Here is a 25,570-nt window from a genome sequence, read left to right as displayed (position 1 = left end):
CAATTACTGTACCGTATTTGCTGTGCTGTTTCTTAAACCCTTTGCCAGCAAGTCTTTCAAGACTTAACGGGAAAAGTCAGCTCTCCAATCCGCTCTTGTAATTCTGGCTGTCGTCGTACCAATCGCTTAAATGCTCGTTTAAACGATGATGCCAAAACTACAGTTATCACTTGCTTAACTCATCCATTATTTGAGTAACAGTTCCACGGAACACTTTACCCGTCTGGTATTCTACTTGTGCTTGAGCGATATTAGCAGCAATTTCAGAACGCCGCCGTTCTGCCAACCGATGACTTATCAGATCAATTAATGTTTCTTGTTCATCTACTGATAAGTCTTCAATGCTTTCTAGAACTTGATCTAACCTGGAAACTGAGGTCATTATTTATTGTTACCTTGCTTGCAGTACATAACTATTACATAAGTCCTAAAACTGCTGCAAAAACCGCAAATCGCTGGCATACAAGCGACGAATATCATCGATTTGGTGTAACACCATTGCAAAGCGTTCTACACCAAAACCGGCAGCAAACCCTGTATAAACTTCTGGGTCATAACCCACAGACTTAAGTACATTTGGATCGACCATACCGCAGCCCATCACCTCTAACCAGCGACCATTCCACTGCAAATCTACTTCAGCCGAAGGTTCAGTAAAGGGGAAATAACTGGCGCGGAAGCGAATAGGTAAATCACCAAATATTGCTTGTAAAAATACTTTAATTGTACCCTTGAGGTCTGTAAAAGTTAGTCCCTCGTCAATGGCTAAAAGTTCTATTTGATGAAAAACTGCTGAGTGAGTCGCGTCTACATTATCTCGCCGATAAACTCGCCCTGGAGCCACAACCCGAATCGGTGGTTCTTCTCTTTCCATGTAACGAATTTGCACTGACGAGGTATGAGTGCGTAAAAGATTCCCATCTGGCAGATAGAAGGTATCCTGCATATCACGGGCGGGGTGGTCAGGGGGGGTGTTGAGAGCCTCGAAATTATAATAATCTGTTTCCATTTCTGGCCCTTGAGCCACGGTGTAGCCCATACCAACAAAGATATCCAGCGCCCGGTCGATAATACCATTGAGGGGATGAATGCGACCTTGGGGGCTGTAAATTCCCGGCATAGTTACATCCAGAGTTTCCGCCTCTAGCTGTACCTGAATTTGTGCAGCTTCGAGGGCGACGCGTTGCTGGTCTAGACTAGTTTGCAGGGATTCTTTGACTGTATTGGCGATCGCTCCAATTTTCGGTCGTTCCTCTGCACTCATTTGCCCCATACTTCGCAACAGCGCCCCCAGTTCCCCTTTTTTACCCAGATAGTTAACTCTGAGTTCCTCCAGACGTTCTAAGGTGTCGGCGGCTGCGATCGCTTTTTCTCCTTCTTGCCGCAGTGCTAAAAGTTGAGCTTCTAAATTGCTAGTCATTAGTTATTAGTCATTGGTCATTAGTCATTAGTCTATAGTCAAAAGCTGTGAACTGTTCGATAAATCAACTTACAGCCAAGAGGCAAAATTTTGCCACAGTTTACTAATGAGTATAAATGTTTTTTTGCTGTTTGTGACCTCAGACATTGACAAATCGCTAATAACAAATACCTAATAACTAATGACCAATGACTAATGACCAATGACTATGAAATTACTAATTAGCAACGACGACGGCGTTTCTGCTTTGGGGATTCGTACCCTAGCCAACTACTTGGCAGAAGCAGGTCATGATGTTAGTGTAGTTTGCCCAGATCGAGAGCGATCAGCAACTGGACATGGATTAACTCTCCACCAACCCATTCGCGCCGAAATTGTAGAGTCAATTTTTCATCCTGCTGTCAAAGCTTGGGCTTGCGATGGTACGCCTTCAGATTGCGTCAAATTAGCGCTGTGGGCTTTGCTAGATACGCCTCCCGATTTGGTTCTCTCCGGCATTAATCAAGGTGCAAATTTAGGAACTGAAATTTTGTATTCTGGTACTGTTTCGGCGGCAATGGAAGGTCTAATTGAAGGTATTCCCAGCATTGCCCTAAGTCTTATTAGTCATACATCTAAAGATTTTCAACCTGCTGCTAAGTTTGCCAAAATTCTTGTAGACCAGTTAGCTCAAAAACCTCTACCAGATTTAATGTTGCTCAACGTTAATATTCCTGCTGTGAAGTGGGAAGAAATTGCTGGAGTGACACTTACTCGTCAAGGAGTACGGCGTTACATTGATGTGTTTGATAAACGAGTTGATCCTCGTGGAAAAACGTACTATTGGTTAACCGGAGAAGTAGTTGAGGAGGTGGAACCTCCAACTGGATTAAATCTGCCTCAAAATGTACCGACAGACGTGCAGGTTGTACGTAAAAACTACATCAGTATAACCCCGTTACAATACAATCTAACTTACGCAACTGGACTAGATAAATTGTCTGATTGGGAATTCAATTTTCCCTGAATTATTTGATTTATCAGGACAAAACTGGAGTTATTTAAATGCATCAGAGAAAAATGTAAGCTATAACGTAGGGGCACTCTTGAAATAACCGATACACATCCACCCCAAAATCTAGAAAATTCTCCCTGACAGTATTTCATCCACATTTACACAATCAGCCAGAAACAGGGTATGCTGTTTTACCAAGAAATCCTCCCTTTAATACAATCGTTGAGACAGCATAAACTTAGACCATTTAAGTAGCAATTTTTCCAATTATCGCCCGCTCAGTCCAGCAAGCAATACCCATGTCTAGGATAGAGAATCAATTTACCGTACAATTTTGGGGCGTTCGCGGCAGCATCCCCAGTCCAGGACCACACACCGTTCGTTACGGTGGTAATACCCCTTGCATATCAATGCAAGCGGGCGATAAACGCTTAGTTTTCGATGCTGGCACGGGACTACATGTTTTGGGGCAATCTTGGTTGCGCCAAATGCCGTTAGAAGGTCACATATTTTTTACTCACTCTCACTGGGATCACATGCAGGGTTTTCCCTTCTTTACCCCAGGATTTGTGAAAGGGAATGACTTTCATATCTACGGCGCGATCGCACCTGATGGCTCGACCATAGAACAGCGCCTCAACGATCAAATGTTACACCCAAACTTTCCCGTACCCTTGCAGATTATGCAAGCCAATTTGAAGTTCTACGACATTCGACCGGGGCAACCAATCCACATTGATGACGTTACCGTAGAAACAGCACCTTTAAACCATCCAGGAGAAGCCGTAGGATACCGTGTCAACTGGCGTGGTGGTGCTGCTGCTTATATTACCGATACCGAACATTTTCCTGACCGACTCGATGACAATGTGCTGTGGCTAGCTCGTAATGCCGACATTCTAATTTACGATTCTACCTACACAGATGAAGAATACCACTCCCCAAAAACCCCAAAAATTGGCTGGGGACATTCTACTTGGCAAGAAGCGGTGAAAGTAGCACAAGCTGCTAACGTCAAAACTTTGGTAATTTACCACCACGACCCCGCCCACAATGACGACTTTTTGGATTGTGTAGGGCAACAAGCCTCTGAGAAATTTCCCGGTGCTATTATGGCACGGGAAGGAATGGTACTTCAGATTCCTATCTCAGTAGCCTTATCAGAATCTTTTCCTATTAGTAAGTTTTCTACCTAAAGATTGCGATCGCAGGAATTGGAGATTTTAGATTAGATTGGTGATCAGAAGCTTTCAGCGCCAGAGCGTACCTGTTGGCTGCAAGGTGAGACAACGCTGCCCAGAGTTGTCACGCCAACCATAGGATAAGGGCGACAACAGGAGGATAGACTTTAATAGATTCACCAACACAGCCCAGGCACCCACAAGACCTCTCTTGCAGTTGAATTAGGGTAAAACCTCGTTGCAGTCTCAACAAGGAATTAGAGCCTTTTTAGCTCGGTATTTGGGGTATCTGGAATTAGCAATTAGCTGTCAACCAATTTTGGATTTTAGATTGAAACAGACAACAGTCTTCTCTGCGAGACGCTCCGCGAACGCCCCGTTACAAAGTTCGGGTACTTAGTTTTGAAGATTTTGGATTTGTTCTGCCTATATAGGAGCGGGGGATGAACCAAAAAATAAAAATCTAAAATCTAAAATTAGTAGTCAAGCTGATGGCATGAGATCCCATCTGGGGCTACTTCCCGTGGGTTAAGAGCTTTTGGCTGATAGCTAAAAGGGGTGGCATCAACACCCTGGCTGATTGCACAAAACCTCATGGGCAGTTGGTGAATATCCTCCTCAAGGCGGTTTACCATAAGGTAGCTTCCTGCTGATAGCTAAAATAAACCTAAAATCTCAGAATCCACGTGCTAAATTTGTCTCAAAATGGGTGTTCTGTGTGGGTTGCTTCTTCTAGCGTTGGGCTGCTAACGCCGACTGCTGTTGCCCTTGGCAAGTTTGACGGTGTTCATCTTGGTCATCAAAGGGTAATTCAACCAGTCTTGCACCCTGGCGATCACTTGTCAGTAGCCAGTAGTCCACAGCCAAAGGAAAATCAACAACTAACAAATCAAGAATATACCTACTCAACAGTTGTCACCTTTGACCCCCATCCACAGGAGTTTTTTACGGGGCAACCCCGGACATTGTTAACGCCACTGGATGAAAAAGTCCAACAATTGCGATCGCTTGGGGTAGAACAACTAGTATTACTACCCTTTGACAAAGAATTATCTGCTTTAACCCCCGAAGAATTCGTCGAAAAAATTCTTGTGCAACAACTGCGATGCCAGCAAATTAGCATCGGGCAGGATTTTTGTTTTGGCGAAAAGCGCAGTGGCACTGCTAAAGATTTGCAATTAATCGCCGCCAAACACAATATCCCCGTTACCATCGTTCCCTTACAAACTTATACAGGTGACTCACCTACTCAAAGCAGTTGTGTCAGTACTACTCCAACTCAAGATGCCCGCATTAGCACTTCATTGATCCGCCAAACCCTTGAGCAAGGCGACATCGAAAACGCAAATTTACTCCTAGGTCGCCCCTATACTCTCTTTGGTGTTGTGGTTCAAGGTCAACAATTGGGGAGAACAATTGGCTTTCCCACCGCCAATCTCCAACTCCCAAAAGAAAAGTTTTTGCCCCGCCAAGGAGTTTACGCTGTCCGTGTTTTTACTCTTAGTGAAACATCAGATGCTGCTTCAAGTGAAAGCTTGGGCGTAATGAACATCGGCAACCGCCCAACTGTAAATGGTACTTATTCATCTGCGGAAGTACATTTATTTGATTGGTCTGGTGATTTGTATGGCAAAAAACTGGCTGTGGAACTAATTAAATTTTTGCGCCCTGAACAAAAATTTCCTTCTCTCGAAGCCCTGAAAACCCAAATTCAACTTGACTGCGTTGTTGCTAAAGAAGTTTTGAGTGTTGAGTGCTGAATGCTGAGTGGGAACAATGTATTTAGGGAAATTGGGCATTGGGAATTGGGAATTGAGGAAAGAATTCTTATAACTCCCATTCCCCATTCCCCATTCCCCATTCCCCATTCCTAATTCCCCACACTGCATGAGAGAAAAAATTGACGCTTTAACACAAAATCTGGCTCTTACCATTGTTGGCAAAGCTGAGGCAATACGCTTAGTGCTAGTAGCCTTGCTAGGTGGTGGTCATGCCCTGCTAGAAGATGTTCCTGGTGTTGGTAAAACCCTACTCGCTAAATCTCTAGCTCGTTCACTGGATGGTAAGTTTCAACGCCTACAATGTACCCCCGATTTACTGCCAACTGATATTACTGGCACTAACATCTGGAACCCAAAAAGCGGCGAATTTACTTTTCTTCCTGGGCCAGTCTTTACCAATATTCTCTTAGCTGACGAAATTAACCGCGCTACACCTCGCACTCAGTCAGCTTTGCTGGAAGTTATGGAAGAACATCAGGTAACAGTTGATGGTGTCTCTCGTCGAGTTCCCCAGCCCTTCTTCGTCATCGCTACTCAAAACCCTATCGAGTATCAAGGTACTTTTCCCCTGCCGGAAGCGCAAATGGATCGGTTCATGTTGTCGCTGAGTTTGGGCTATCCTTCTGAAGCAGAAGAACTCCTGATGCTGCAAAATCTCCAAAATGGTGTGAAGGTTGCTGATTTGCAGCCTTGTATTACCTTGGCAGAAGTACAGGAATTGCGTTACATCTGTTCTCAAGTAAAAGTGACAACTTCCTTGCAACAGTACATCCTCGAATTGGTGCGGGCAACACGCCAAGATGAGGAAATCGCCCTTGGTGTAAGTCCGCGTGGCACATTAGCATTACAAAGGGCTGCCCAAGCGCTTGCTTTTTTATTAGGGCGTGATTATGCCATTCCCGATGATGTTAAATTTCTCGTACCTCACGTTCTTTGCCATCGCCTTATTCCCAGAGGAGGACGGAATGCAAGAACTGTTGTTGAGCGATTATTGCGATCGGTTTCTATTCCTTAAGGTAAAAAAGGTAGATAACGGTTATTTTTCAATCTTGGTCTAATTGCTTTCGCTTTAAATACTACTAACAGAATCTGAAATCCAATGCAACCCTGTATAAAAGGAAGGGATAGACTTGAATTTCCTTATTTTGCTTGGATTTCAAATGTTAGGATCTCTTACAAAATAAGATAGAAAACAAATTAGTGAGTTATGAAACAGGATTGATGCAGAAACTACAAGTATTTTGCTATTGACGGATTGAAGAGATATTAGTACAAATTAAATCTAAGATATTTTGGCTAATTTTTCTATTAAGTCAGGTTAAAACTACCAAGATATTTTTCGTTACATAGCCAGGGGTGTGCCACTGTAATTAATCTTAAGAGATGTATAAACGCAGAGCTGCTTGCCATTACTAAAACTACTTACACAAAATTTGAAACACTACCAATACTGCGTAAGTCCTATGATTAGCACAAGCGCCACTTTTAAATATCTGGGAATGTGAGGAATGTCAATTTTTGTTAAGCGCAAAACCCGCGATGCCTACGGCGGGCTACGCCAACGCCAAGCGTTACAGCAAAATGCCGAACGCCAATTCAAACGCCAATTTTTCGGTTTACTTCTGGTAATTGTAACGTGGAGCCTATCTATGGGCTGGCTTCTAGCCTTGGCAACTAATGCCCACAGTGCTACTCCCCCCGTCGAAATTGGCACTGTTGACGTAGTACCTGCACAGTACCAACTTGGGCAAGAACTGTATTTGGAAAACTGCTCCACCTGCCACATTGCCTTACCACCAGCCGTTTTACCCACCCAAACTTGGAAAAATCTCCTGCAAGACTCGCAGCACTACGGCGCACAACTACAGCCTTTAGTCGATCCACCGCGCATTTTGGTGTGGAAATATCTTTCGACTTTCTCGCGTGTGCAGCGAGACGACGAAGAAACACCCTATCGCCTCAGTAACTCACGTTATTTCAAAGCTTTACATCCAGGAGTTAAGTTACCACGTCCCGTCCAGCTTGGCAGCTGTGTCAGCTGTCATCCTAGCGCTAGTGACTACAATTTTCGCCGCCTGTCAGCAGAATGGAAGTGAGGAGTACAGACGCGATTAATCGTGTCTGTACAGGAGTTAGGAGTTGAAAAAATTCATAACTCATAACTCATAACTCTATTCCCCCACTCCTTCTCTGGCCCCATCTGGGGGCAAAATGATACTATGAAGAAAGACTAAATATAAGATAAGAGTTAAAACCAATCAGTTTACTAAATGATTGGCTAGTTTTTCTCCTGTTTTTGAGGTAATTCTCATTTGACACCCATCCACAACCAAGACGGTTGGGTTGGGTTAAATGTTTATAATCAATGCCGAACCTTTAATCCCCATCCCCCTTGATTCAGCTCTATAATCTGCCATGCTAAAACTTTTGTTGGGCGACCCCAACGCTCGTAAGCTTAAAAAATACCAACCTTCTGTTACTGAAATTAACCTTTTAGAGGAAGAAATTAAGGTTCTTTCCGATGAGGAGCTAAAAGGTAAAACTGTCGAATTTAAACAACGACTCGCCAAAGGTGAAGCCCTGGATGACCTTTTGCCAGAAGCTTACGCCGTTGTTCGGGAAGCAGGACGGCGAGTGTTAGGCTTGCGGCACTTTGATGTCCAACTCCTTGGCGGTATCATTTTGCACATAGGGCAAATTGCCGAAATGAAAACTGGTGAGGGTAAAACGCTCGTAGCAACCTTGCCAAGTTACTTAAATGCCCTGACTGGTAAAGGTGTACATGTGATTACCGTGAACGATTACCTAGCCCGTCGGGATGCCGAATGGATGGGACAGGTGCATCGGTTTTTGGGGTTGAGTGTGGGGCTAATCCAGTCAAGCATGACTCCCAGTGAACGCCAGAAAAACTACGATTGCGATATCACTTATGTCACCAACAGCGAAGTCGGCTTTGACTACCTGCGGGATAACATGGCCACATCAATGGCAGATGTGGTGCAACGCCCATTCAATTATTGCGTAATTGACGAAGTAGACTCGATTTTAATTGATGAGGCGCGGACACCTCTGATTATTTCTGGGCAGGTGGAAAGACCTACAGAAAAGTATCTGCAAGCAGCTGAAATAGCATTCACACTCAAAAAAGACGAGCATTATGATGTGGATGAAAAAGCTCGTAACGTGCTATTGACAGATGAAGGCTTTGCAGAAGCCGAAAATCTTTTGGGAGTCACAGATTTATTTGACCCAGAAGATCCTTGGGCACACTTCGTTTTCAATGCGATTAAAGCTAAAGAACTTTTCCTCAAAGATGTAAATTACATCGTCCGCAATGGGGAAGTAGTAATTGTAGATGAATTTACTGGTCGAGTGCTACCTGGACGGCGTTGGAGTGATGGACTACACCAGGCTATTGAAGCTAAAGAACACGAGGAGATTCAGCCAGAAACTCAAACTCTAGCGACAATTACTTATCAAAATCTATTTTTGCTGTATCCAAAACTCGGTGGAATGACCGGAACAGCAAAAACGGAAGAACCAGAATTTGAAAAAATTTACAAACTAGAAGTTGCGGTAATTCCTACCAACCGTGACAGAAGACGCGAAGACTTGTCTGATATGGTCTTTAAGACAGAACCGGGCAAGTGGGGTGCGATCGCCAAAGAATGTGCGGAAATGCACGAACTCGGTAGACCTGTGTTAGTGGGAACCACTAGTGTAGAAAAATCCGAACTTCTCAGCCGATTGCTGAAGCAGCTAGAGATTCCCCATGAATTACTCAACGCCAGACCGGAGAATGTCGAGCGTGAAGCGGAAATCGTCGCCCAAGCTGGACGTAAAGGTGCTGTTACCATTGCTACTAACATGGCTGGTAGAGGTACAGACATCATTTTGGGTGGTAACTCCGAATATATGGCACGTTTGAAGCTGCGGGAATACTTCATGCCCCGCATCGTCATGCCAGAAGATGAAGATAGCTTTGGGGTTCAAAGACCAGCCGGATTGCCTACAGGACATGGTGGTGGCCAAGGCTTTGTCCCTGGCAAAAAAGTCAAAACTTGGCGGGCTTCACCAGAAATTTTCCCCACCCAGTTAACAAAAGAAACAGAGAAACTACTCAAAGATGCAGTAGAAATTGCAGTACGTGAGTATGGCGATCGCAGTTTACCGGAACTAGAAGCAGAAGACAAGGTAGCTGTAGCTGCCGAAAAAGCTCCCATCGACGACCCTGTGATTCTGAAATTGCGGGAAGCTTACAACCGCGTTAAACAGGAATACGAACAATTTACTACCCGCGAACATGATGAGGTAGTGGGAATCGGTGGTTTGCACGTAATTGGTACAGAACGCCACGAATCGCGGCGGATTGATAACCAGTTGCGGGGACGTGCAGGTAGACAAGGCGACCCTGGAACCACGAGATTCTTCCTCAGCTTAGAGGATAACCTACTGCGGATTTTTGGTGGCGATCGCGTTGCTGGGTTAATGAACGCCTTCCAAGTGGAAGAAGATATGCCCATCGAGTCTGGGATGCTTACCCGCAGTTTGGAAGGCGCACAGAAAAAAGTCGAAACCTACTACTACGACATCCGTAAGCAGGTATTTGAGTATGACGAGGTGATGAACAATCAACGTCGTGCTATTTATGCTGAACGCCGCCGGGTTTTAGAAGGTCAAGATTTGAAAGAACAGGTAATCAAGTACGCTGAAAAAACGATGGATGATATCGTTGATTACTACATCAACATAGACTTACCCTCCGAAGAGTGGGAGTTAGAAAAGTTGGTTGAGAAAGTCAAAGAATTCGTCTATCTACTAGCAGACTTGCAGCCAAATCAATTAGAAGATATGACAGTCGGCGAGATTAAAGCCTTCCTCCACGAACAGGTGCGGATTGCTTACGATCTCAAAGAAGCGCAAATTGACCAAGTTCAACCCGGACTCATGCGCCAAGCTGAACGTTTCTTTATCTTGCAACGCATTGATACCCTGTGGCGGGAACACTTGCAACAAATGGATGCCTTACGCGAATCAGTGGGATTACGCGGTTACGGGCAAAAAGATCCACTAATTGAGTATAAGAGCGAGGGTTACGAACTCTTCTTGGATATGATGGTCAACATCCGCCGAGATGTAGTTTACTCGTTGTTTATGTTCCAGCCGCAGCCGCAGCAGATGATGCAGGCATCATCAGAGATGGTGTAAGTAGAGAATATCTCATGCAGAGACGCAGAGGCGCGGAGGCGTTTTTGCGTCTTTGTATTTTAAGGCATCTCTCAAAAATATTTTGTTTTCAGGAGTTTGCTGAAATGGGTAAGCTGATACTACCAAATCTTCTGGGTAAGCAAATGGGGCAAGTAATAGTTACCCTCACTGTCACGAATAGAATTGATCAAGTTTTGGCTCAACGAGGCTTTATTTCTTCGGGGGAAGTTCGCTCTTATACTCTGGATAATGTTTTAGTTGATAAGGGTGCAACTTTGCTGTGTTTACCTGCTAGCATTATTAGTCAACTAGGTTTAGTCCAAGGTGGAGAAGCCCAGGTAGAGACTGCTGCTGGAGTGCAGCAGGGGCAAATTTTTCGAGATGTAGAACTAAGTATTGGAGAACGTCAAGGAACCTTTGATTGTCTGGAACTCACAGAAGTACCTTATGCCCTTTTGGGTGTAACGCCAATGGAAGTTTTAGGATTAGAACCAGACCTTAAAAATCGGAAGTTGCGGATTTTGCCGATGAATTCTGAGCAAACTTATTTGAGTGTATTGTAAGCGATCGTATATTTTATGCTGAAAGCAGGTACTCAGTTTTCAGGTTTGGCATTGGCTGGACAAACACTTTATAGGATTAGAAAGACCTCAGATAATCAGGGGAGGACAGAATTCATGAAACTAATAAAAGAAATAGTAAATTAATGGATGAAAAAGCTTTTATTAAAAATTAAAAAATGAATATTCAAGAAGCTTTTAATGCTGCCGCAGTAGATTACGATAACTTACGTCGTATTCTAATTCCCTGTTTTGATGAATTTTACAAAACAGCTGTTGAAATTATACCAGGCGCTCATAGCGCACCGATAAAGGTTTTAGATTTGGGTGCTGGTACTGGACTTTACTCAGGTATGGTGCAATCTGTTTTCCCAAATGCAGAGTTCACCTTACTAGACTTAGCCCCTGAGATGTTAGAGAAAGCTAAGTTGAGATTTAGCAAAATGGGTAAATCTCCCAAAATCTTAATTGGTGACTACATTGAGACTGATTTGGGTGATTCCTACGACCTGATAATCTCTGCCCTATCTATTCATCATCTTTCTGATTTTGACAAAGAACTTCTTTATCAACGAATTTATGATGTCCTCAATCCTGGAGGGATATTTGTCAACGCTGACCAAGTTCTCGGCAAAACCCCTGATTTAGAAGAACTTTATCGTCAACACTGGTTAGATTCTATCCATGCTAAGGGTATCTCAAAAGAGGATCTTAAAGCTGCACAAAAACGCATGGAATACGATCGCATGGCAACCCTTGAGATTCAACTTCACTGGTTAGAAGCGGCTGGGTTTCAAAATGTGGATTGCTGGTACAAAAATTTTAGCTTTGCGGTTTTTGGTGGTTATCGACCGACTATTTAAGCACTATTTTTGTAATCAAGATTCCATGCAGAATTGATTATTTAGCAGAACAGTAGCTATTAATTTCGTTAACTATTGAACTTTCTTCGGTACTACTTTGTTTCAAAGATACCAAAAAGCCCTTTGCTGCTGGTAGATTCTTTTTATCTATAGCTCCTGCGGCATTATTCAATTCCTTGCTGATGTTTTGATAGAGTGTGATAAAGCGTCCTTGAAAACCTTGTAACTTTTCATCTTTAATTTCGAGGGTTTTCATCTCTTGGGCAAGTGGATCTATCTTACCAGCAAGTTCAGTTAAAGCTTTAGAACCTTTTGCTGGATTGGGATTTTTACCAAATTCCTGACCTAGAGTAGATGCTTGATTAGCAACCTTGATCACTTTGTTACATTGAGCAACTTTGCTTTCTCCACACCCTGTAAATAATAATGCGATCGCAGTAGTGACTGAAAGCATAAAACTTTGTTTAAATACGCGTTGCATAAATCCTATTATCTCCAACTAGGTTTTGGGAAAGTTGGGCAGCAGAAATAGATGGCCAGCGAAAATACTTTTTTCTAAAAATAATCTTGATTTCTGTTGCCCTGTTACTTTATACTTCATTTTTTCGATAACGTGTATGTAATTACACTTAAGTATTAAAATTTAACATTCTCTATTCGGGTTGCAGTTTATTGTCACAATTTGGGAATTAACTTCAATGTCGCAGCAGTGTTATCTGTGACGTTCTTTGGTTGCGACAACATCTGGTGATATTCAATATTGCGCCAAGAGTCAACCATATCGTTGTAGTGGGTATGGAAAGCATGGCCTGATTGTCCAGGTGTATGAATTGCAACTGAGTTATCCAAATTTCCCAAATCTACGATCATCCGCAGGGAAGGAATATCTGTCACCTCAAAGGATTTATTTGCTCTCCATCGGTTAGCATTGACTGTTTCGCCGTTACCAGCCGTCGCAAATGCACCACGATTAAATAAACCTTCAATCGGTGCAACTCCAGATTTACCTAAGGTGGCATTACGGAAAGTAACAGTATGTAGTTTGCCCCAATTCCAGTTTTTCGGATCTTTGCTTTGAATCCCTTCTAGTTCATCCACAGCTTTTGTAAAGGATTGCCGCAGGATTTCGTCGCGGTTCTCAACTTTTGGGGTGTTGCGATTATCCCACCAGGAACTATTGGGCTGTTTTACTAAATTTGCTACCACAGCATACCAGCGATCGCCTCCATTGGGAAAGTATCTCTCAGGCAACTGATCGTGAAACGTATCTGCTAGCAAGTGTTTCCAGAATACTTCAAACAAGGCAGCAGCCGATGATGTCATTCCCAACTGTAAATTCCAATCTTGCAAAAGTTTTTGGGCTGCTTGCGAGCGGGGAGTATCAACAGTGATAGATTGCAGTAGGGGTACTAATGTTTGTGCATTGAGATTGCGATCGTCACCCTGTATCTGCTGCACATCTTCTAGGGAAATCGGTTCGGTTTTTTGTGAAATCATCTCAACGATGCGCTGTGCCCGATAGCCATAAACCCAATCTGTGGTAATTAAATAAGGATATTTACGCATCACTAAATTATTGGCAGTAGCAATATAGCCTTGAGACGGATTGAAACTTTTGGGTAACTTCTCAAAGTCAATATAGCCTTGCCACTCATATTCATCCGTCCAACCAGGAACGGGATAACGTCCATTTCCCTTGGCACGAATGGGGAATTTACCAGGCATTTGGTAGCCAATATTGCCATCAACGTCAGCGTAGACCAAATTTTGAGCCGGGACATCATAATTACTCGCAGCAGTGCGGAATTCTTGCCAGTTTTGGGCGCGATTGATTTGGGGAATCGCATATCCTAATTTCGAAGGTTCTAGGGCTGTCCAGCGCAAGGCTACGGCATAGTTTTGCGGTATTTCTAAGGGCTTTGGCTGGAACTTCTTAAGATTGGGTGAAACATCAGAGAGAATCGGCCCATGTCGGGTATAGCGTACCGTTTGCACAATCGGCTGATTCCCCGCAACTTGAATCGTTTCTTGCACGAGTTTCATATCAACCCATTTGCCATTTACCTCATACTGATTGGGGTTTTTGGGATTGATTTTCTCGATATATAAATCCATCACATCAGATAGTACATTAGTTACACCCCAGGCAATGCGATCGCTATGACCGATAATTACCCCAATCATTCCCGCAAAGGAAAAGCCAGTAACATTGTATGGACATTCTGCACTCTTAGATACACAGTGCAAACCAACCTCGTACCATATAGAGGGTATTTGCACACCTAAGTGGGGGTCATTTGCCAAAATTGGCTTACCTGTATCTGTAAGCTCACCGGATATCACCCAGTTATTAGAACCAATGCCTATCCCCGTAGGCCCTATGAGTTGTTCCAAAGCTATCATCGGCTTGGTAATTGACTCTATTACTTCCTCAATACCAAAGGCGGTGAATTGTGTCTCGTCATAATTTTCATCCTCTCCTGTTTTCCCTTTTTGGAACTCAGGTAAAATCGCTGGCAAGTCTTGAGGATAAGGTGGATAAAGTTCCTCTACTTGAGTGGGGATAAGGGTTTTAAGTAGTATGGCACGTTCAACTTCACTCTGGAAATTTGTACCCAAATCGTAAGCCATCACTTTCCCCCAAGTCAGAGAATGCAATATTTGCCAAGGTTCTGGCTTATACCCAGGATTGAGGAATTTTAGCACAGTGTATTCTAGACTCAGGGCGTTACCTTGATGCTCTTTCAGATAAGCATTAACACCATCTGAGTATGCTTCCAGGTATGCCTTCATCTCTGCATTAATTTCCTGAATTTCTTGCTGCGCCACCCTCGCCCAACCCATTGTCCGCAGATATCTATCAGTGTCAACCTGAGAGGAACCAAACATTTCTGAGAGTCGCCCAGAACCGATGTGTCGCCAAAAATCCATTTGCCAAAAACGGTCTTGGGCGTGAATATAACCTTGCGCCATAAATAAATCGTGAGAGTTGGCAGCATAAATGTGGGGAATTCCCCATTTATCGCGCTGGACGGTTACTTCAGCTTTGAGTTGAGGTAGTTGAATTGTGCCACTCTCTTGCGGAAATGATTGGCGCACAGTGTAGGTGGCGAATTCCACTAACAATAGCCCCAGCACTAACAGCACAATTAAAATTCTTTTGAGAATCCGAGGAAACCAACGTTTCCTGAAGTTTTTTATTTGGGCTTGCAGTGGCATTGTTTAGTGAAATCACGCGATGTTACAACGTTGATATTACAGTAGAGCGAGCAATATTAATTTAATGCCCACAAAATTCTGGGGAAACTTCTCTAAACAAGTTGGCTAGCTGAAAAAGAGGCAGGGGAGCAGGGGAGCAGAGGGGAAAGGGCATAAAGAAGAGACTAGGAAGAGGTGGGAGACGGAGAGACTTGTTTGATAAAATTCCCCCTTGTCCCCTTGTCCCCCTGCTCCCCTTCCCCCTGCCTTTTCCTCCTGCCTCTTCCTCAACAAGTCTATTGGTCAAAAAGCTTACTTCAAAGTTCCCAAAACGGGCGCTACCTCAACCTCTGAAATTTGCGGAACCAATAATCGATTAGCATAAATCTGAGGATTTGTTTGCGAGACTATGGCATAAGACTGGCGAAGATTAGCATTCACTGCCACAGTCTTCACGTCGTACATCTGCATCGCCATCTTGGGATAGAAACCAATACCAATAATCATCAGCAAAAAACAGGCAGCGATAAACACTTCACGAGGTCTAGCATCGTCGTAGACTGCATCTTCTGGCACGAAGCAATCTGTACCAAAACAAACTGTTCCCTCATCTTCTTGATTTTCTGAGCCTGCATTATTGATATCGCATATCAGTGCTGCACCCTGACCATAAAATACCTCTCGCAGCATGGAAAGTAAATAAATGGGTGTGAGGATAACTCCAACTGCGGCGAGAAAAACTGTGACAGTGCAGAAAGTTGAACTGTAAACGTCACTGCTTGTCATCCCAACAAATACCGATAGTTCGCCAGCAAAACCGCTCATACCGGGAAGTGCTAAGGATGCCATTGCTCCGATTGTAAACAAGGCAAAGACTTTGGGCATGGCTTGACCAATACCGCCCATATCTTTCATTACCATTGTGTGGGTGCGATCGTAAGTAACTCCAGCCAAGAAGAACAGCACTGAGGCAATCAAACCATGCGAGATCATTTGCAACATTGCACCGTTGATTCCCAAATCAGTGAATGAGGCAATCCCAAGCAGCACAAACCCCATGTGGGAAATCGACGAATAAGCTAAACGCCGCTTCATATTCGTCTGAGCAAAGGAGTTTAATGCACCATAAATAATGTTGACAACACCCAGAATGGCTAAAACTGGCGCAAAGTAAATGTGTGCATCGGGGAGTAGCTCAAGATTCAGGCGAATTAGTCCATATCCACCCATCTTTAGCAGCACACCAGCCAAAATCATCGATACAGGAGAGGATGCTTCACCGTGGGCATCAGGCAACCAGGTGTGCATCGGGAAAACAGCAAGTTTGACACCAAATGCAATTAATAACCCTGCATAAAGTAGCAGTTGTAGACCAAGGGGATATTCCTTATTTGCGAGGGCAGTTATGTCAAATGTCATATCACCGCCGCCGTATAACCCCATTGCTAAGGCTGCGACCAAAATAAATATAGAAGCGGCTGCGGTATACAACAAAAATTTCGTAGCCGCATAACGCCGTCTTTGTCCACCCCAAATGCAGACTAGTAGGTAGACGGGAATTAGTTCTACTTCCCACATAATGAAAAATAGCAGCAAGTCTTTGGCAACGAACACCCCAACCTGTGCAAAATACAGCACTAGCATTAAAAAATAGAAGAGGCGGGGGCGGTGATCGACTTGCCAAGCTGAAAAAATCGAGAGTGTGGTGACAAATCCTGCTAGAAGCACAAGTGGCACTGAAAGTCCATCAACTGATAATGCCCAGTTCAAGCCTAACTGAGACATCCAGGCATAACTTTCTACAAGTTGAAAACTAGCATCGTTGGCATCGTAATGCTTCCAAAAGGCGTAGCACATCAAGGCAAAGTCTGCAATACCTACACCCAGTGCATACCACCGTACGAGCTTGCCATCTTTATCAGGCAGCACAGGGATGAGCAGGGAAGCAACGAGTGGCAGCAAGACAATCGCGGTAAGCCAGGGAAATTGATCCGCTATCATGTATATGAGGAAAAATACTTATTTGTTCGTCAATTATGTCATTTTACTAAACTGTGTAACAATTTCTTAATAAATCTTCTTAGAGGTAATCGTTTTGACTAAAAAACAATTATTGATCAGCATATTTACGGTACTAATCCAGCCCGTAAAGCCCGGACGGCAGCCTGTGTACGGTCAGCAACACAGAGTTTATTGAGAATACCTCGAACATGAGTTTTTACAGTACCGACTGTTAAATAGAGTCTTTTAGCAATTTCTGCATTGTCACACCCAGCGACGATCAACTCTAAAACATCCATTTCCCGGTGAGTTAAAGGATAGCTGACTATACTTTTCTCAACATCGGGATCAATACCTTCAATCAAGACTCTTTTTCCAGATGCGCCTCTGCTACCATCAGGGAAATCTTGACGTATTTGTTGTAATACAAGATCTGCGATCGCAGGATCGATCCATGAGCTACCTGCATAAGTCGTTTGCACAGCCTCAACTAGTTTCTCAGTTTCGATATCCTTCATGCAATAAGAATCTGCACCTGCTGCAAATGCTGCTAAAACTGCCTGCTCGCTATTTTGCATCGTTAAAATTAGCAGCTTTGTGGTGTAATCTTCATTCTCTGCTTGATATTGCCTAAATGTACGTGTTAGCTCAATACCATCCATGTCAGGCAAACCGATGTCAATAGTGGCAACATCCGGCTTGAGAGTTTTCAGAAGCTTGATGCCGTCGGCTGCATTGGCTGCTTCACCAACAATGTTAAACTCTGGCTGGGTTTGTAAGGCAGACCGTAAGCCGATTCTCGTAAGGTTGTGATCTTCGATCACGAGGATCTTGATTTCACTCATAGTTGCTTAATTTTACTGTTATCTATCTAAAGTACAGATTAAAATAATCTCGTTCTTCTATTCGGTATCTTATACAAAAAGCAATGCTTTTGGTATTTTTCCTGAACTTCATCTACCATTAGACATAAATAACCTTATCTTGGAAGTTTTTCTCAGGCAAGAGTTTCCATCTAGCAATATAATCCAATCAAAAAATATTTTTATACATTCACCTGATGATAGATGTTTTATGGTGGACAATTTTTCACTGAAAATCAGCTAGCAAGCAAGAGTCGGTAACTATTAAATAATTACCCTTGCAGTGGTTATGATAGGCTAAATACAAGGGACTAAGCGACCTTAACCTAAGACCCAGACACAGATATTGCTTGGATAATGAGACGGCTAAAATAATTGTAAAAAACTAACATATTAAAGTATTTGATACTATCATCTATTTAAAGTACGTAATATTACGTACAAAACAAGATGCTTAATTCAGGAAACTTTAAAGGAAAATGTGAATCCTTAATAATCTCAGCGCTGGTAAAGTAAGCTATTACTAGATTTGCTAGGGATAGCCAAGCACTTCTTTTTTTTATTCAGCCATGTCTTTAACTAAAAGTGTCAAAAAAGATAAAATTCTCGCTGTCGATGATGTTTTTGACAATCTACTGGTCTTAGAAGCAGTCCTAGAAGATGAGGGCTATGAAATTAGCTTGGTGGAAGATAGCAAAATTGCTCTGGCTATGGTTGAGGAGTCACCACCAGACATCATTCTCTTAGATGTGATGATGCCAGAGATAGATGGCTATGAATTTACTCGACGCATCCGACAGAATCCGGCGTTGCCATTTATCCCTATTCTGCTGCTAACGGCTCACTATCAGTCTAGCGTTGTGGAAGGACTCGATGCTGGTGCAGATGACTTTATTCGTAAACCATTCGATCCTGATGAACTACATGCACGAGTGCGATCGCTCTTGCGCCTCAAACACAGCATAGACGAACGAGATCAGATGGCTAACCTGCGGGCAGATTTTGTCTCGCGTTTTACTCACGATTTACGTATACCATTAGTAGCCTCCAACCGCGTCTTAAAATTATTGCTGGAAGGCAGGTTTTGCGAAGTTTCGCCACAATTGCAAGAAATCATTGACACCATGATTGGCAGTAATCAAGACCTGCTGGAAATGGTAAATACCTTACTAGAAGTTTATCGTCATGAAGCGGGCTGTAAAACCTTAAAAATTTCTCCCTGCAATATTCAGGAACTAGTTAGTGAAGTTACCCAAGAATTAACTCCCTTAGCTGAAGAAAAAGGGTTAGCTGTAAATATCGATCGAGGTGAAACTACAAGCACCGTCATGGGCGATCGCGTAGAACTGCGGCGAGTTTTAACAAATATTATCGGCAATGCTATCAAATTTACAGACAAAGGTTCTGTAGATATTCACTGCCATTTCACTCCAGCAGATGTGACTATTGATATCCAAGATACAGGGCCGGGAATTTCTAAACAAGATCAGGCAATATTATTTGAGCGATTTCGCCAAGGTAAACACCAGCGTTCTGGTAGTGGTTTGGGACTATATCTGTCTCGGTGTATTATCGAAGCACATCAAGGCACAATTGGTGTGACATCTGAGCCAGGACAGGGTAGTACATTTACTATCCGTCTACCTGTAGCAGCCGACAATTAAAAGTGAAGAAATTTTAGATTGAAGAAGAATTCAGAAGTCAGAATCGGCTAAACGCCCCGCTACCGCTAACAGGAGAGCAATCTTGACGCTCTCTACTAGACGCTAAAAGCGAACGCGGACTCGCTTGCCGCCGGCGCTATCCACCACTCGTACAGAATACCCAACAGAATTCTGACTCCTGAATTCTGTTTGATAAAAAATAGTGTTCACAGACAAAATCCGTGAACACTAAAAAATGGGAGGAGTCAGGCAAAAAACTATTACTTATCAATTTCTGGAATAATGTCGGGACGCTCTTTATCATCCCAACCTAAAGGACGTTTGGAATTGTACCAAGCAATTGACCCTATAGTAATAGCAGCGATAAAGCCCAATCCTAATAACGCTGTTAGCACAATAGAATAAGTAGAGTTACCTTGTGATGTTAAAGGGATGTCTGTTAAAAGATAGGTAAATAAAAGATTAATCATGAATCTACACCTTTGCAAAAATATTTTGGAATCTGTATTTTCAAAAAGCCCAAAACCAAGTTAAAACAAAGATTTAAGAAAGGAAGAAGGTTTAGTAAATAATTATTTAGCCTACACCTTCTTCCTAAATCAAGTTCAGCCTATTCTAAAGTCTTTTTTACTTCATCTTTGATATTTTCAGCAGTATGACGAACTTGGGCTTCAGCTTGTTTAGCTTTACCTTCAGCTTTATCGTTGGGGTTGCCAGTTACTTCGCCAACCACTTCTTGGACTTTTCCTTCGACGTTCTTAGCAAAAGCTTTAGCTCTATCTTCGATACTCATAATAGTTTAGCTCCTAATTTATGTTAGTTGGTGATTACTTGTTGCTTGCTAGGAAAGCGTTGCAATATCTATAGATTACTTTTAGACAAGTTTTAATTCTTCTATCTGACGATGTTTTTATGAAGAATAATTATGTCCGTTGTACATAATTATTTAAAGGTTCAATTCATCTTCAAGGATTCATATAATATCCAAAAGATAGAAAGGAATGATTCTATTGTTCTATCTTGAGAAAAAATCATTTCCCCCCTCAGCTAGACAAGAGTGCAAATGCCTAGCCTGAATTAGCCGTTAAGAAATACTCAAAATGCGATCAACTGCAACTTGAGTTACCAATCTCAGTACCCAAAAGTAGTTTATTATACTTTTTATAAAAATTACTTAAGCCGCAGTTAGAAACATCTGGCATAACAAAATAGTTGAGATATAAGAAAATCTTTGAATATTCTTAGTTCCAGAAAAAGAGTGTTGTCACAAATCTTAGGCGGAAAGAAACATAATTTTTCAAGTTTGAACTGAAAAGTAGTTTAGCTAGTGCAAGAAAGCAGAGAAAAGTATGTAGGTTTTTCTGCGCCTTTTTGCAGGGTAGGGAACTTCAAACAGACAGCAGGGAAGAAAGCTTGTAAATTAAGCTTTTGTTACCTTTTTAAACTGGATAGTTGTTCAGGGTAAGAGCATCTCAATCAGGCTTGACAGAAGGATTCAGAGGAATTTAATGTAGAGTCAAGAAAACAAAAACTGAGAACGCGAATCATATAATCGTTGTCCATAGCCGTGCGCTTCATTTTTTGACGAAGACTACGTTTGTAAGTATGTTCGCGATTAAGGGCATTGAGAGCAATGCGTCGTAAAAGGGCAAAATTACGCGGACTATGGAAAGAGCGAATGCGGCAAGAATCTTCTGCAAAAGTACAATCAAGTGTCCAGTGAGCCTGGTTTTCAATACCCCAATGTTTTCGGATAGCTCGACCTAAAAGTTGAGCGTCACTATGTAAAGAAGTCAGATAAAACTGAATTTCACGAGTAGTTTGATTCCAAAGACGACGCACTCGGACAACCATAACCACACTTTGAAGTCCTGCCCATAGTCGGGGCTGGTAAAGTTCACCAATGGCAGAAACTGGAACAGACCAAACTTGACGGATTTCCGTGCGATAATGTCCTTTCTCAATGCGTTGCTCATAACTGACATCAATACCTTGAAAATCCTGTGCAGAAGCTTGTTCAAACCATTGTTCTACCTGACGGTAGAGAGTCGGGTGATTAGCCTTAAGTGCCAGAACATAATCTGCTTTCTTATCAATAATCTTTTTGGCAATTTCTGTTTGTGTCCCCATTGCATCAATGGTGATGATAGCTCCTGTGATATCTAGTAATTCTAGTAATGCGGGAATAGCAGTAATTTCATTAGATTTATCTTCCACTTTCATCTGTGCCAACACCAAATTTTGTTCGCTTGCCCAAGCACTAATTACGTGCAGTGCTGATTTCCCTTGATTGCGGTCGTAAGAACCCCTAATTGTCTTTCCATCTATGGGGATTATCTCTCCTCCCATCTTTGTCACCAGGGTTTCTATCCATCTTAGAAAACAACGATTCAATTCTTCTGGGTTAATGAACTCAAACACTCGTCGGAAGGTATCAGACGCTCGAAGACTCGCTAACGCTACGCTATCGGAGGGAATTCCATTTGGTAATGCCAAAAATTCTTCTAACCACTGTCGCTTACTTATGCCGTAATTCTCGATATCTTCCCATCCCTGCGCTCCTGCTATGACTGCCAGAATTGCAATTACTAAAATGTCCCTAAGTTGATGTTTTTTGGTTCGCTCTACTCTTGGGTCTTTAATAAGAGCAAAATGCTCCACTAGATTCTGTTGAATACGGACGATATCTGCCACTTCTGCTGGCTTTCGCTGATGAGGAGAATTTTCTAGAGTATCAGCAGATTTAATTTCAAAGCCTTCTGACATCAAATTGACTCCAGGCGATTTTCAATCGAGCAATTGAATTCATCTCATTGATCTTGCTCAGTTGTCAAGTCCATTTTTTACAGAGTCGTTTATGCTGATCTTCTTTGATTTGTCAAGTTCTCTTTATACCAAATTAGATGAGCTTACCCTGGATAGTTGTTTCTTCCATGCCCCACTAGTAAAGCTTGTGACTAATTTTTCACCAAAGACAACAAGAACAAGTATTTACGTTTATTTCTATTTATCAAGGTATTTATGCGCTCAAATTCTACTACGCAAGTAACTCCTAATTTTCAATATGTAGATTCTACGATGCAAGGTGATGTATCTGTTAACATTTTCATCGGATTTTCTATTTTGATTCTAATGAGTGTGTTTGTAGGATTTAATATCTATAAGAAACACCGTGCGGCTGTTCTCAGTCAGCAAATTGCTTCATTAGAAAAACTGTGGCTTTTGAATATTAAGAAAAAAAGAGCTTGAATAAAAACAATATAGACAATGAAGTACTTATTTATAATTTGGGTGCTTATACTCTCTTTAATCGCTCCTAATGCGGCGATCGCTCAAGCAAGACAACCCTACAGCTTAATATCTGGACTTGGCGCAATCCACCATCCAGTTTCCACTACTAATGCTCACGCGCAAGAGTTTTTCGATCAGGGATTAAATTTAATTTACGCTTTCAATCATGATGAGGCGGTGCGTTCTTTTCAACACGCTGCCAAACTCGATCCGCATTTAGCGATCACATATTGGGGTATTGCTCTGGCTCTAGGCCCCAATATTAACTTAGAAATCGATCCCAATCGAGAATTAGCTGCTTACCAAGCGGTACAGCAAGCTTTAGCACTTTCTACCAAAGCATCTAACCAGGAACGAGACTACATTACCGCCTTAGCAAAACGTTACTCCCAAGATCCTGGTGCAGACTTGTATCAATTAGCGGTAGAGTACGCAAAAGCAATGGCAACCCTAGTTGAGTGCTATCCTGATGATTTGGATGCAGCAACGCTTTATGCTGAAAGCTTGATGGATCTGCATCCGTGGCAGCACTGGACTAAAGATGGCAAACCACAGCCAGATACAGAAAAAATTGTGGCTATTTTAGAATCTGTTCTCAAGCGTAATCCGAATCATACGGGGGCCAATCATTACTATATCCATGCGGTGGAAGCCTCGCCTTCCCCAGAAAGGGCCCTTGTCAGTGCCAAAAGACTAGGAATCCTAGCGCCAGCAGCAGGACACTTGGTACACATGCCTTCGCATATTTACTTTCGCGTAGGAGATTATGAAGGGGCAATGCAGGCTAACGAGCAGGCGATCGCTCAAGATGATATTTACATCAAAAAATATCAAGTCCAGGGCACTTACCCCATGATGTACTACAACCACAACGTACATTTCCTCATGGTGGCTAGCAGCATGGCAGGAAAATATGAAGATGCTCTCCAAGCCGCAGATAAATTAGTCGCAAATGCTACTGCTATAAACCCATATATACCAATGCTTGAGGGATTCCTGGGCAGCAAAATACTGATTCAGACACGCTTTAGTGATTGGGATGCCATCTTAAAAACTCCTGCTCCCGATGTTAAATTGCCTACTACCATAGCACTTTGGCATTTTGCTCGCGGTATGGCTATGGCTGCCACAGGCAAACTTGAAGAGGCAACAAGTGAAAGTCTGGCATTACTTGCCGCCAAACAGGAAATTTCTACCGAAGCAACTATCGGATTCAGCCCAGCCAGTCGCATTTTAGACATTGCCTCAAAAGTTCTTGATGCCAAAATTGCTATAAAAAATAATGATTATGAATATGCCATTCAATTATTAGAAAAAGCGACAGTAGCAGAAGATGCGCTTGATTACGTAGAACCACCTGACTGGTACTTTCCCACGTGGGAATCTTTGGGCGCTGTACTTTTGGCTAAGGGTGATTATAGAGAGGCGGAGAAAGTCTTTCGCGTTGATCTAGAAAAGTATCCCCATAATGGGCGTTCGCTATTTGGCTTACAGGCAACTTTGCAGGCACTGGGCAAAAAAGACGCTGCTCAAGTTGTCAAAGCCGACTTGCAAACAGCTTGGAAAGGTGATGCTCGGCAACTTGATTTAGCAACTTGGGTTACTTATTAGACCTCTTGCAAAAAAGTTTTGTGGTATGGTAGAGGGTTGACTAAATCCAAAAGAAATTTAGGCTTCTTTTTGAATTTCGTAATTATAAATCCCAGCAATTAAATGACAGCGCTCTTCCATTACGTTTCCGACGATTGCGGTAGCGCTGACTTAAAATCAGAAAAACTTTTAAACAAGTTCAATCACTACTCGACGACTCGCTAAAGCGCGGTTGGATCGCTTTTGTTCCTTGGTTAACTTACCTCCTTTAGGTTTCTTTTGAGGTAAGTGACTATTAGTGTGTAGTTTAGAAATTCCTTGGTAGCCACTGTCTTCTAAGCTTTCGGTTTCGGAGTGAAAACGAACCTTACTCTCTATAAATAGAAATAGTTTGTAGTCATGTTTGCGACCAGAACCGTTTACAATACAACGAATTTCTTGGGTTGTTAGGTCAATTATCAATTGAGATTTGAGAGTATGCCGTTTTTGTTTACCACTATAAAAGCGTTTTTGCCCGTGTTTCGGACGTTCAATTTGACTCTCTGTTACATCCATCACAGCTGTTTTTGGTTTCTGTGATGAGATCAACAAGGACTTTTTTCCTTCTAAACGGAATTTTCCAGAACTGATTAATGTGCTTTCAACCCAATGTACTATGCGGCAAACCGAAGATTTAGGATACTTGCCAGTCACTAGCAATCTGGAAGTAAGTCCGATATTCTCTCCAATACTGTAGGCAAACCAAAGCTTGGTCTTCCAAGCCTAGCTTGTTCGGATAACCTCGTGTTTGCTTAAAACTGGTTGTATGTTCTAACACCTTAACCATCTCATCGAAAGTACGTCGTTGCACCCCGACCAAACGTTTGAACTGCCGATTCGATAACTTTTTTGTTTGCTCATATCGCATAAGTAGTATTGATTCAAGCGACAAAATCCAACATCATACCATAAAATAT

General features: G+C 42.5%; 22 protein-coding genes and 1 pseudogene. 11 read left to right on the top strand and 12 right to left on the bottom strand.

The genetic code is table 11. The features are described from left to right. Positions 1–166 precede the first annotated feature (166 nt). Together FBB35_RS13980 and pheS are read right to left on the bottom strand one after the other, a co-directional pair. Positions 167–382 (bottom strand): hypothetical protein, encoded by a 216-nt coding sequence (locus FBB35_RS13980; protein ID WP_174710116.1) that lies wholly within the window; start codon positions 380–382, stop codon positions 167–169. 45 nt (positions 383–427) lie between these two features. Then, positions 428–1,420: a phenylalanine--tRNA ligase subunit alpha gene (gene pheS / locus FBB35_RS13975; protein WP_012407694.1), complete on the bottom strand. Its 993-nt coding sequence runs from the start codon at positions 1,418–1,420 to the stop codon at positions 428–430. 208 nt (positions 1,421–1,628) lie between these two features. On the opposite strand from pheS, the gene surE reads away from it, so the two are divergent. Both surE and FBB35_RS13965 read left to right on the top strand, forming a co-directional pair. Beyond that, complete coding sequence (gene surE, locus FBB35_RS13970) at positions 1,629–2,426, top strand: 5'/3'-nucleotidase SurE (protein WP_174713645.1); 798 nt, start codon at positions 1,629–1,631, stop codon at positions 2,424–2,426. Between the two features lie 287 nt (positions 2,427–2,713). After that, positions 2,714–3,610, top strand: coding sequence for an MBL fold metallo-hydrolase (locus FBB35_RS13965; RefSeq protein WP_174710115.1), 897 nt, complete (start codon positions 2,714–2,716; stop codon positions 3,608–3,610). A 54-nt stretch (positions 3,611–3,664) separates the two neighbouring features. On the opposite strand, the gene FBB35_RS35470 is transcribed toward FBB35_RS13965, so the two are convergent. After that, positions 3,665–3,796, bottom strand: coding sequence for a hypothetical protein (locus FBB35_RS35470; RefSeq protein ID WP_302480971.1), 132 nt, complete (start codon positions 3,794–3,796; stop codon positions 3,665–3,667). A 275-nt stretch (positions 3,797–4,071) separates the two neighbouring features. After that, positions 4,072–4,230 carry a hypothetical protein gene (locus FBB35_RS13960; protein WP_174710114.1) on the bottom strand — a complete coding sequence of 53 codons (159 nt, stop codon included), beginning with the start codon at positions 4,228–4,230 and terminating at the stop codon, positions 4,072–4,074. 51 nt (positions 4,231–4,281) lie between these two features. Between FBB35_RS13960 and FBB35_RS13955 the strand changes: the two genes are divergently transcribed. The 6 genes from FBB35_RS13955 to FBB35_RS13930 all read left to right on the top strand — a co-directional run bounded on the left by FBB35_RS13955 (position 4,282) and on the right by FBB35_RS13930 (position 12,007). After that, positions 4,282–5,355: a bifunctional riboflavin kinase/FAD synthetase gene (locus tag FBB35_RS13955; protein ID WP_174710113.1), complete on the top strand. Its 1,074-nt coding sequence runs from the start codon at positions 4,282–4,284 to the stop codon at positions 5,353–5,355. A gap of 127 nt (positions 5,356–5,482) precedes the next feature. Then, positions 5,483–6,391 carry a MoxR family ATPase gene (locus tag FBB35_RS13950; RefSeq protein WP_174710112.1) on the top strand — a complete coding sequence of 303 codons (909 nt, stop codon included), beginning with the start codon at positions 5,483–5,485 and terminating at the stop codon, positions 6,389–6,391. 493 nt (positions 6,392–6,884) lie between these two features. Next, on the top strand, positions 6,885–7,472 hold the full coding sequence (locus tag FBB35_RS13945; protein WP_174710111.1) for a cytochrome C: 588 nt from the start codon (positions 6,885–6,887) through the stop codon (positions 7,470–7,472). Between the two features lie 319 nt (positions 7,473–7,791). Then, the gene (gene secA / locus FBB35_RS13940; RefSeq protein WP_174710110.1) at positions 7,792–10,584 is read left to right on the top strand and encodes a preprotein translocase subunit SecA; all 2,793 of its coding nucleotides are present in this window, start codon (positions 7,792–7,794) and stop codon (positions 10,582–10,584) included. Between the two features lie 104 nt (positions 10,585–10,688). Continuing rightward, positions 10,689–11,147, top strand: a complete 459-nt coding sequence (locus tag FBB35_RS13935) for an aspartyl protease family protein (protein ID WP_174710109.1) — start codon at positions 10,689–10,691, stop codon at positions 11,145–11,147. A gap of 176 nt (positions 11,148–11,323) precedes the next feature. Next, on the top strand, positions 11,324–12,007 hold the full coding sequence (locus FBB35_RS13930) for a class I SAM-dependent methyltransferase (RefSeq protein WP_174710108.1): 684 nt from the start codon (positions 11,324–11,326) through the stop codon (positions 12,005–12,007). Positions 12,008–12,044: 37 nt separating this feature from the next. Here the strand turns inward: FBB35_RS13930 and FBB35_RS13925 are convergent, their stop codons facing one another. The 4 genes from FBB35_RS13925 to FBB35_RS13910 all read right to left on the bottom strand — a co-directional run bounded on the left by FBB35_RS13925 (position 12,045) and on the right by FBB35_RS13910 (position 18,051). After that, positions 12,045–12,488 carry a hypothetical protein gene (locus FBB35_RS13925; RefSeq protein WP_174710107.1) on the bottom strand — a complete coding sequence of 148 codons (444 nt, stop codon included), beginning with the start codon at positions 12,486–12,488 and terminating at the stop codon, positions 12,045–12,047. Between the two features lie 194 nt (positions 12,489–12,682). Then, the gene (locus FBB35_RS13920) at positions 12,683–15,226 is read right to left on the bottom strand and encodes a penicillin acylase family protein (RefSeq protein WP_174710106.1); all 2,544 of its coding nucleotides are present in this window, start codon (positions 15,224–15,226) and stop codon (positions 12,683–12,685) included. Between the two features lie 291 nt (positions 15,227–15,517). Then, positions 15,518–17,206, bottom strand: a complete 1,689-nt coding sequence (locus FBB35_RS13915) for an NAD(P)H-quinone oxidoreductase subunit 4 (protein WP_174710105.1) — start codon at positions 17,204–17,206, stop codon at positions 15,518–15,520. Between the two features lie 125 nt (positions 17,207–17,331). After that, the gene (locus FBB35_RS13910; protein WP_114084785.1) at positions 17,332–18,051 is read right to left on the bottom strand and encodes a response regulator transcription factor; all 720 of its coding nucleotides are present in this window, start codon (positions 18,049–18,051) and stop codon (positions 17,332–17,334) included. Positions 18,052–18,638: 587 nt separating this feature from the next. Between FBB35_RS13910 and FBB35_RS13905 the strand changes: the two genes are divergently transcribed. After that, positions 18,639–19,733: a hybrid sensor histidine kinase/response regulator gene (locus tag FBB35_RS13905; protein ID WP_174710104.1), complete on the top strand. Its 1,095-nt coding sequence runs from the start codon at positions 18,639–18,641 to the stop codon at positions 19,731–19,733. 260 nt (positions 19,734–19,993) lie between these two features. On the opposite strand, the gene FBB35_RS13900 is transcribed toward FBB35_RS13905, so the two are convergent. From FBB35_RS13900 to FBB35_RS13890, 3 genes are all read right to left on the bottom strand, one after another. Beyond that, positions 19,994–20,203, bottom strand: a complete 210-nt coding sequence (locus tag FBB35_RS13900) for a hypothetical protein (RefSeq protein WP_174710103.1) — start codon at positions 20,201–20,203, stop codon at positions 19,994–19,996. 140 nt (positions 20,204–20,343) lie between these two features. Then, complete coding sequence (locus FBB35_RS13895) at positions 20,344–20,526, bottom strand: CsbD family protein (protein ID WP_174710102.1); 183 nt, start codon at positions 20,524–20,526, stop codon at positions 20,344–20,346. 683 nt (positions 20,527–21,209) lie between these two features. Continuing rightward, on the bottom strand, positions 21,210–22,499 hold the full coding sequence (locus FBB35_RS13890; protein ID WP_174710101.1) for an ISAs1 family transposase: 1,290 nt from the start codon (positions 22,497–22,499) through the stop codon (positions 21,210–21,212). Positions 22,500–22,754: 255 nt separating this feature from the next. On the opposite strand from FBB35_RS13890, the gene FBB35_RS13885 reads away from it, so the two are divergent. Continuing rightward, on the top strand, positions 22,755–22,982 hold the full coding sequence (locus tag FBB35_RS13885) for a hypothetical protein (protein ID WP_174710100.1): 228 nt from the start codon (positions 22,755–22,757) through the stop codon (positions 22,980–22,982). A gap of 18 nt (positions 22,983–23,000) precedes the next feature. Beyond that, positions 23,001–24,635, top strand: coding sequence for a hypothetical protein (locus FBB35_RS13880; protein ID WP_174710099.1), 1,635 nt, complete (start codon positions 23,001–23,003; stop codon positions 24,633–24,635). A 57-nt stretch (positions 24,636–24,692) separates the two neighbouring features. On the opposite strand, the pseudogene FBB35_RS13875 reads toward FBB35_RS13880, so the two are convergent. Beyond that, positions 24,693–25,521 (bottom strand): annotated as a pseudogene (locus FBB35_RS13875) (IS5 family transposase). Positions 25,522–25,570: the final 49 nt, after the last annotated feature.

Origin of the sequence: Nostoc sp. TCL240-02 (assembly GCF_013343235.1) — a bacterium.
In the GTDB taxonomy this organism is placed as follows: Bacteria; Cyanobacteriota; Cyanobacteriia; order Cyanobacteriales; family Nostocaceae; genus Nostoc.
The sequence above is the reverse complement of the archived record's forward strand: the minus strand, read 5'-3'. Positions and strand labels throughout refer to the sequence as shown.

Excerpts from the sequence above, each read along its gene's own strand:
- FBB35_RS13980 (WP_174710116.1), bottom strand. The coding sequence starts at position 382 with ATGACCTCAGTTTCCAGGTTAGATCAAGTTCTAGAAAGCATTGAAGAC.
- pheS (WP_012407694.1), bottom strand. The coding sequence starts at position 1,420 with ATGACTAGCAATTTAGAAGCTCAACTTTTAGCACTGCGGCAAGAAGGA.
- surE (WP_174713645.1), top strand. The coding sequence starts at position 1,629 with ATGAAATTACTAATTAGCAACGACGACGGCGTTTCTGCTTTGGGGATT.
- FBB35_RS13965 (WP_174710115.1), top strand. The coding sequence starts at position 2,714 with ATGTCTAGGATAGAGAATCAATTTACCGTACAATTTTGGGGCGTTCGC.
- FBB35_RS13960 (WP_174710114.1), bottom strand. The coding sequence starts at position 4,230 with ATGGTAAACCGCCTTGAGGAGGATATTCACCAACTGCCCATGAGGTTT.
- FBB35_RS13950 (WP_174710112.1), top strand. The coding sequence starts at position 5,483 with ATGAGAGAAAAAATTGACGCTTTAACACAAAATCTGGCTCTTACCATT.
- FBB35_RS13945 (WP_174710111.1), top strand. The coding sequence starts at position 6,885 with ATGTCAATTTTTGTTAAGCGCAAAACCCGCGATGCCTACGGCGGGCTA.
- secA (WP_174710110.1), top strand. The coding sequence starts at position 7,792 with ATGCTAAAACTTTTGTTGGGCGACCCCAACGCTCGTAAGCTTAAAAAA.
- FBB35_RS13935 (WP_174710109.1), top strand. The coding sequence starts at position 10,689 with ATGGGTAAGCTGATACTACCAAATCTTCTGGGTAAGCAAATGGGGCAA.
- FBB35_RS13930 (WP_174710108.1), top strand. The coding sequence starts at position 11,324 with ATGAATATTCAAGAAGCTTTTAATGCTGCCGCAGTAGATTACGATAAC.
- FBB35_RS13925 (WP_174710107.1), bottom strand. The coding sequence starts at position 12,488 with ATGCAACGCGTATTTAAACAAAGTTTTATGCTTTCAGTCACTACTGCG.
- FBB35_RS13920 (WP_174710106.1), bottom strand. The coding sequence starts at position 15,226 with ATGCCACTGCAAGCCCAAATAAAAAACTTCAGGAAACGTTGGTTTCCT.
- FBB35_RS13915 (WP_174710105.1), bottom strand. The coding sequence starts at position 17,206 with ATGATAGCGGATCAATTTCCCTGGCTTACCGCGATTGTCTTGCTGCCA.
- FBB35_RS13910 (WP_114084785.1), bottom strand. The coding sequence starts at position 18,051 with ATGAGTGAAATCAAGATCCTCGTGATCGAAGATCACAACCTTACGAGA.
- FBB35_RS13905 (WP_174710104.1), top strand. The coding sequence starts at position 18,639 with ATGTCTTTAACTAAAAGTGTCAAAAAAGATAAAATTCTCGCTGTCGAT.
- FBB35_RS13900 (WP_174710103.1), bottom strand. The coding sequence starts at position 20,203 with ATGATTAATCTTTTATTTACCTATCTTTTAACAGACATCCCTTTAACA.
- FBB35_RS13895 (WP_174710102.1), bottom strand. The coding sequence starts at position 20,526 with ATGAGTATCGAAGATAGAGCTAAAGCTTTTGCTAAGAACGTCGAAGGA.
- FBB35_RS13890 (WP_174710101.1), bottom strand. The coding sequence starts at position 22,499 with ATGTCAGAAGGCTTTGAAATTAAATCTGCTGATACTCTAGAAAATTCT.
- FBB35_RS13885 (WP_174710100.1), top strand. The coding sequence starts at position 22,755 with ATGCGCTCAAATTCTACTACGCAAGTAACTCCTAATTTTCAATATGTA.
- FBB35_RS13880 (WP_174710099.1), top strand. The coding sequence starts at position 23,001 with ATGAAGTACTTATTTATAATTTGGGTGCTTATACTCTCTTTAATCGCT.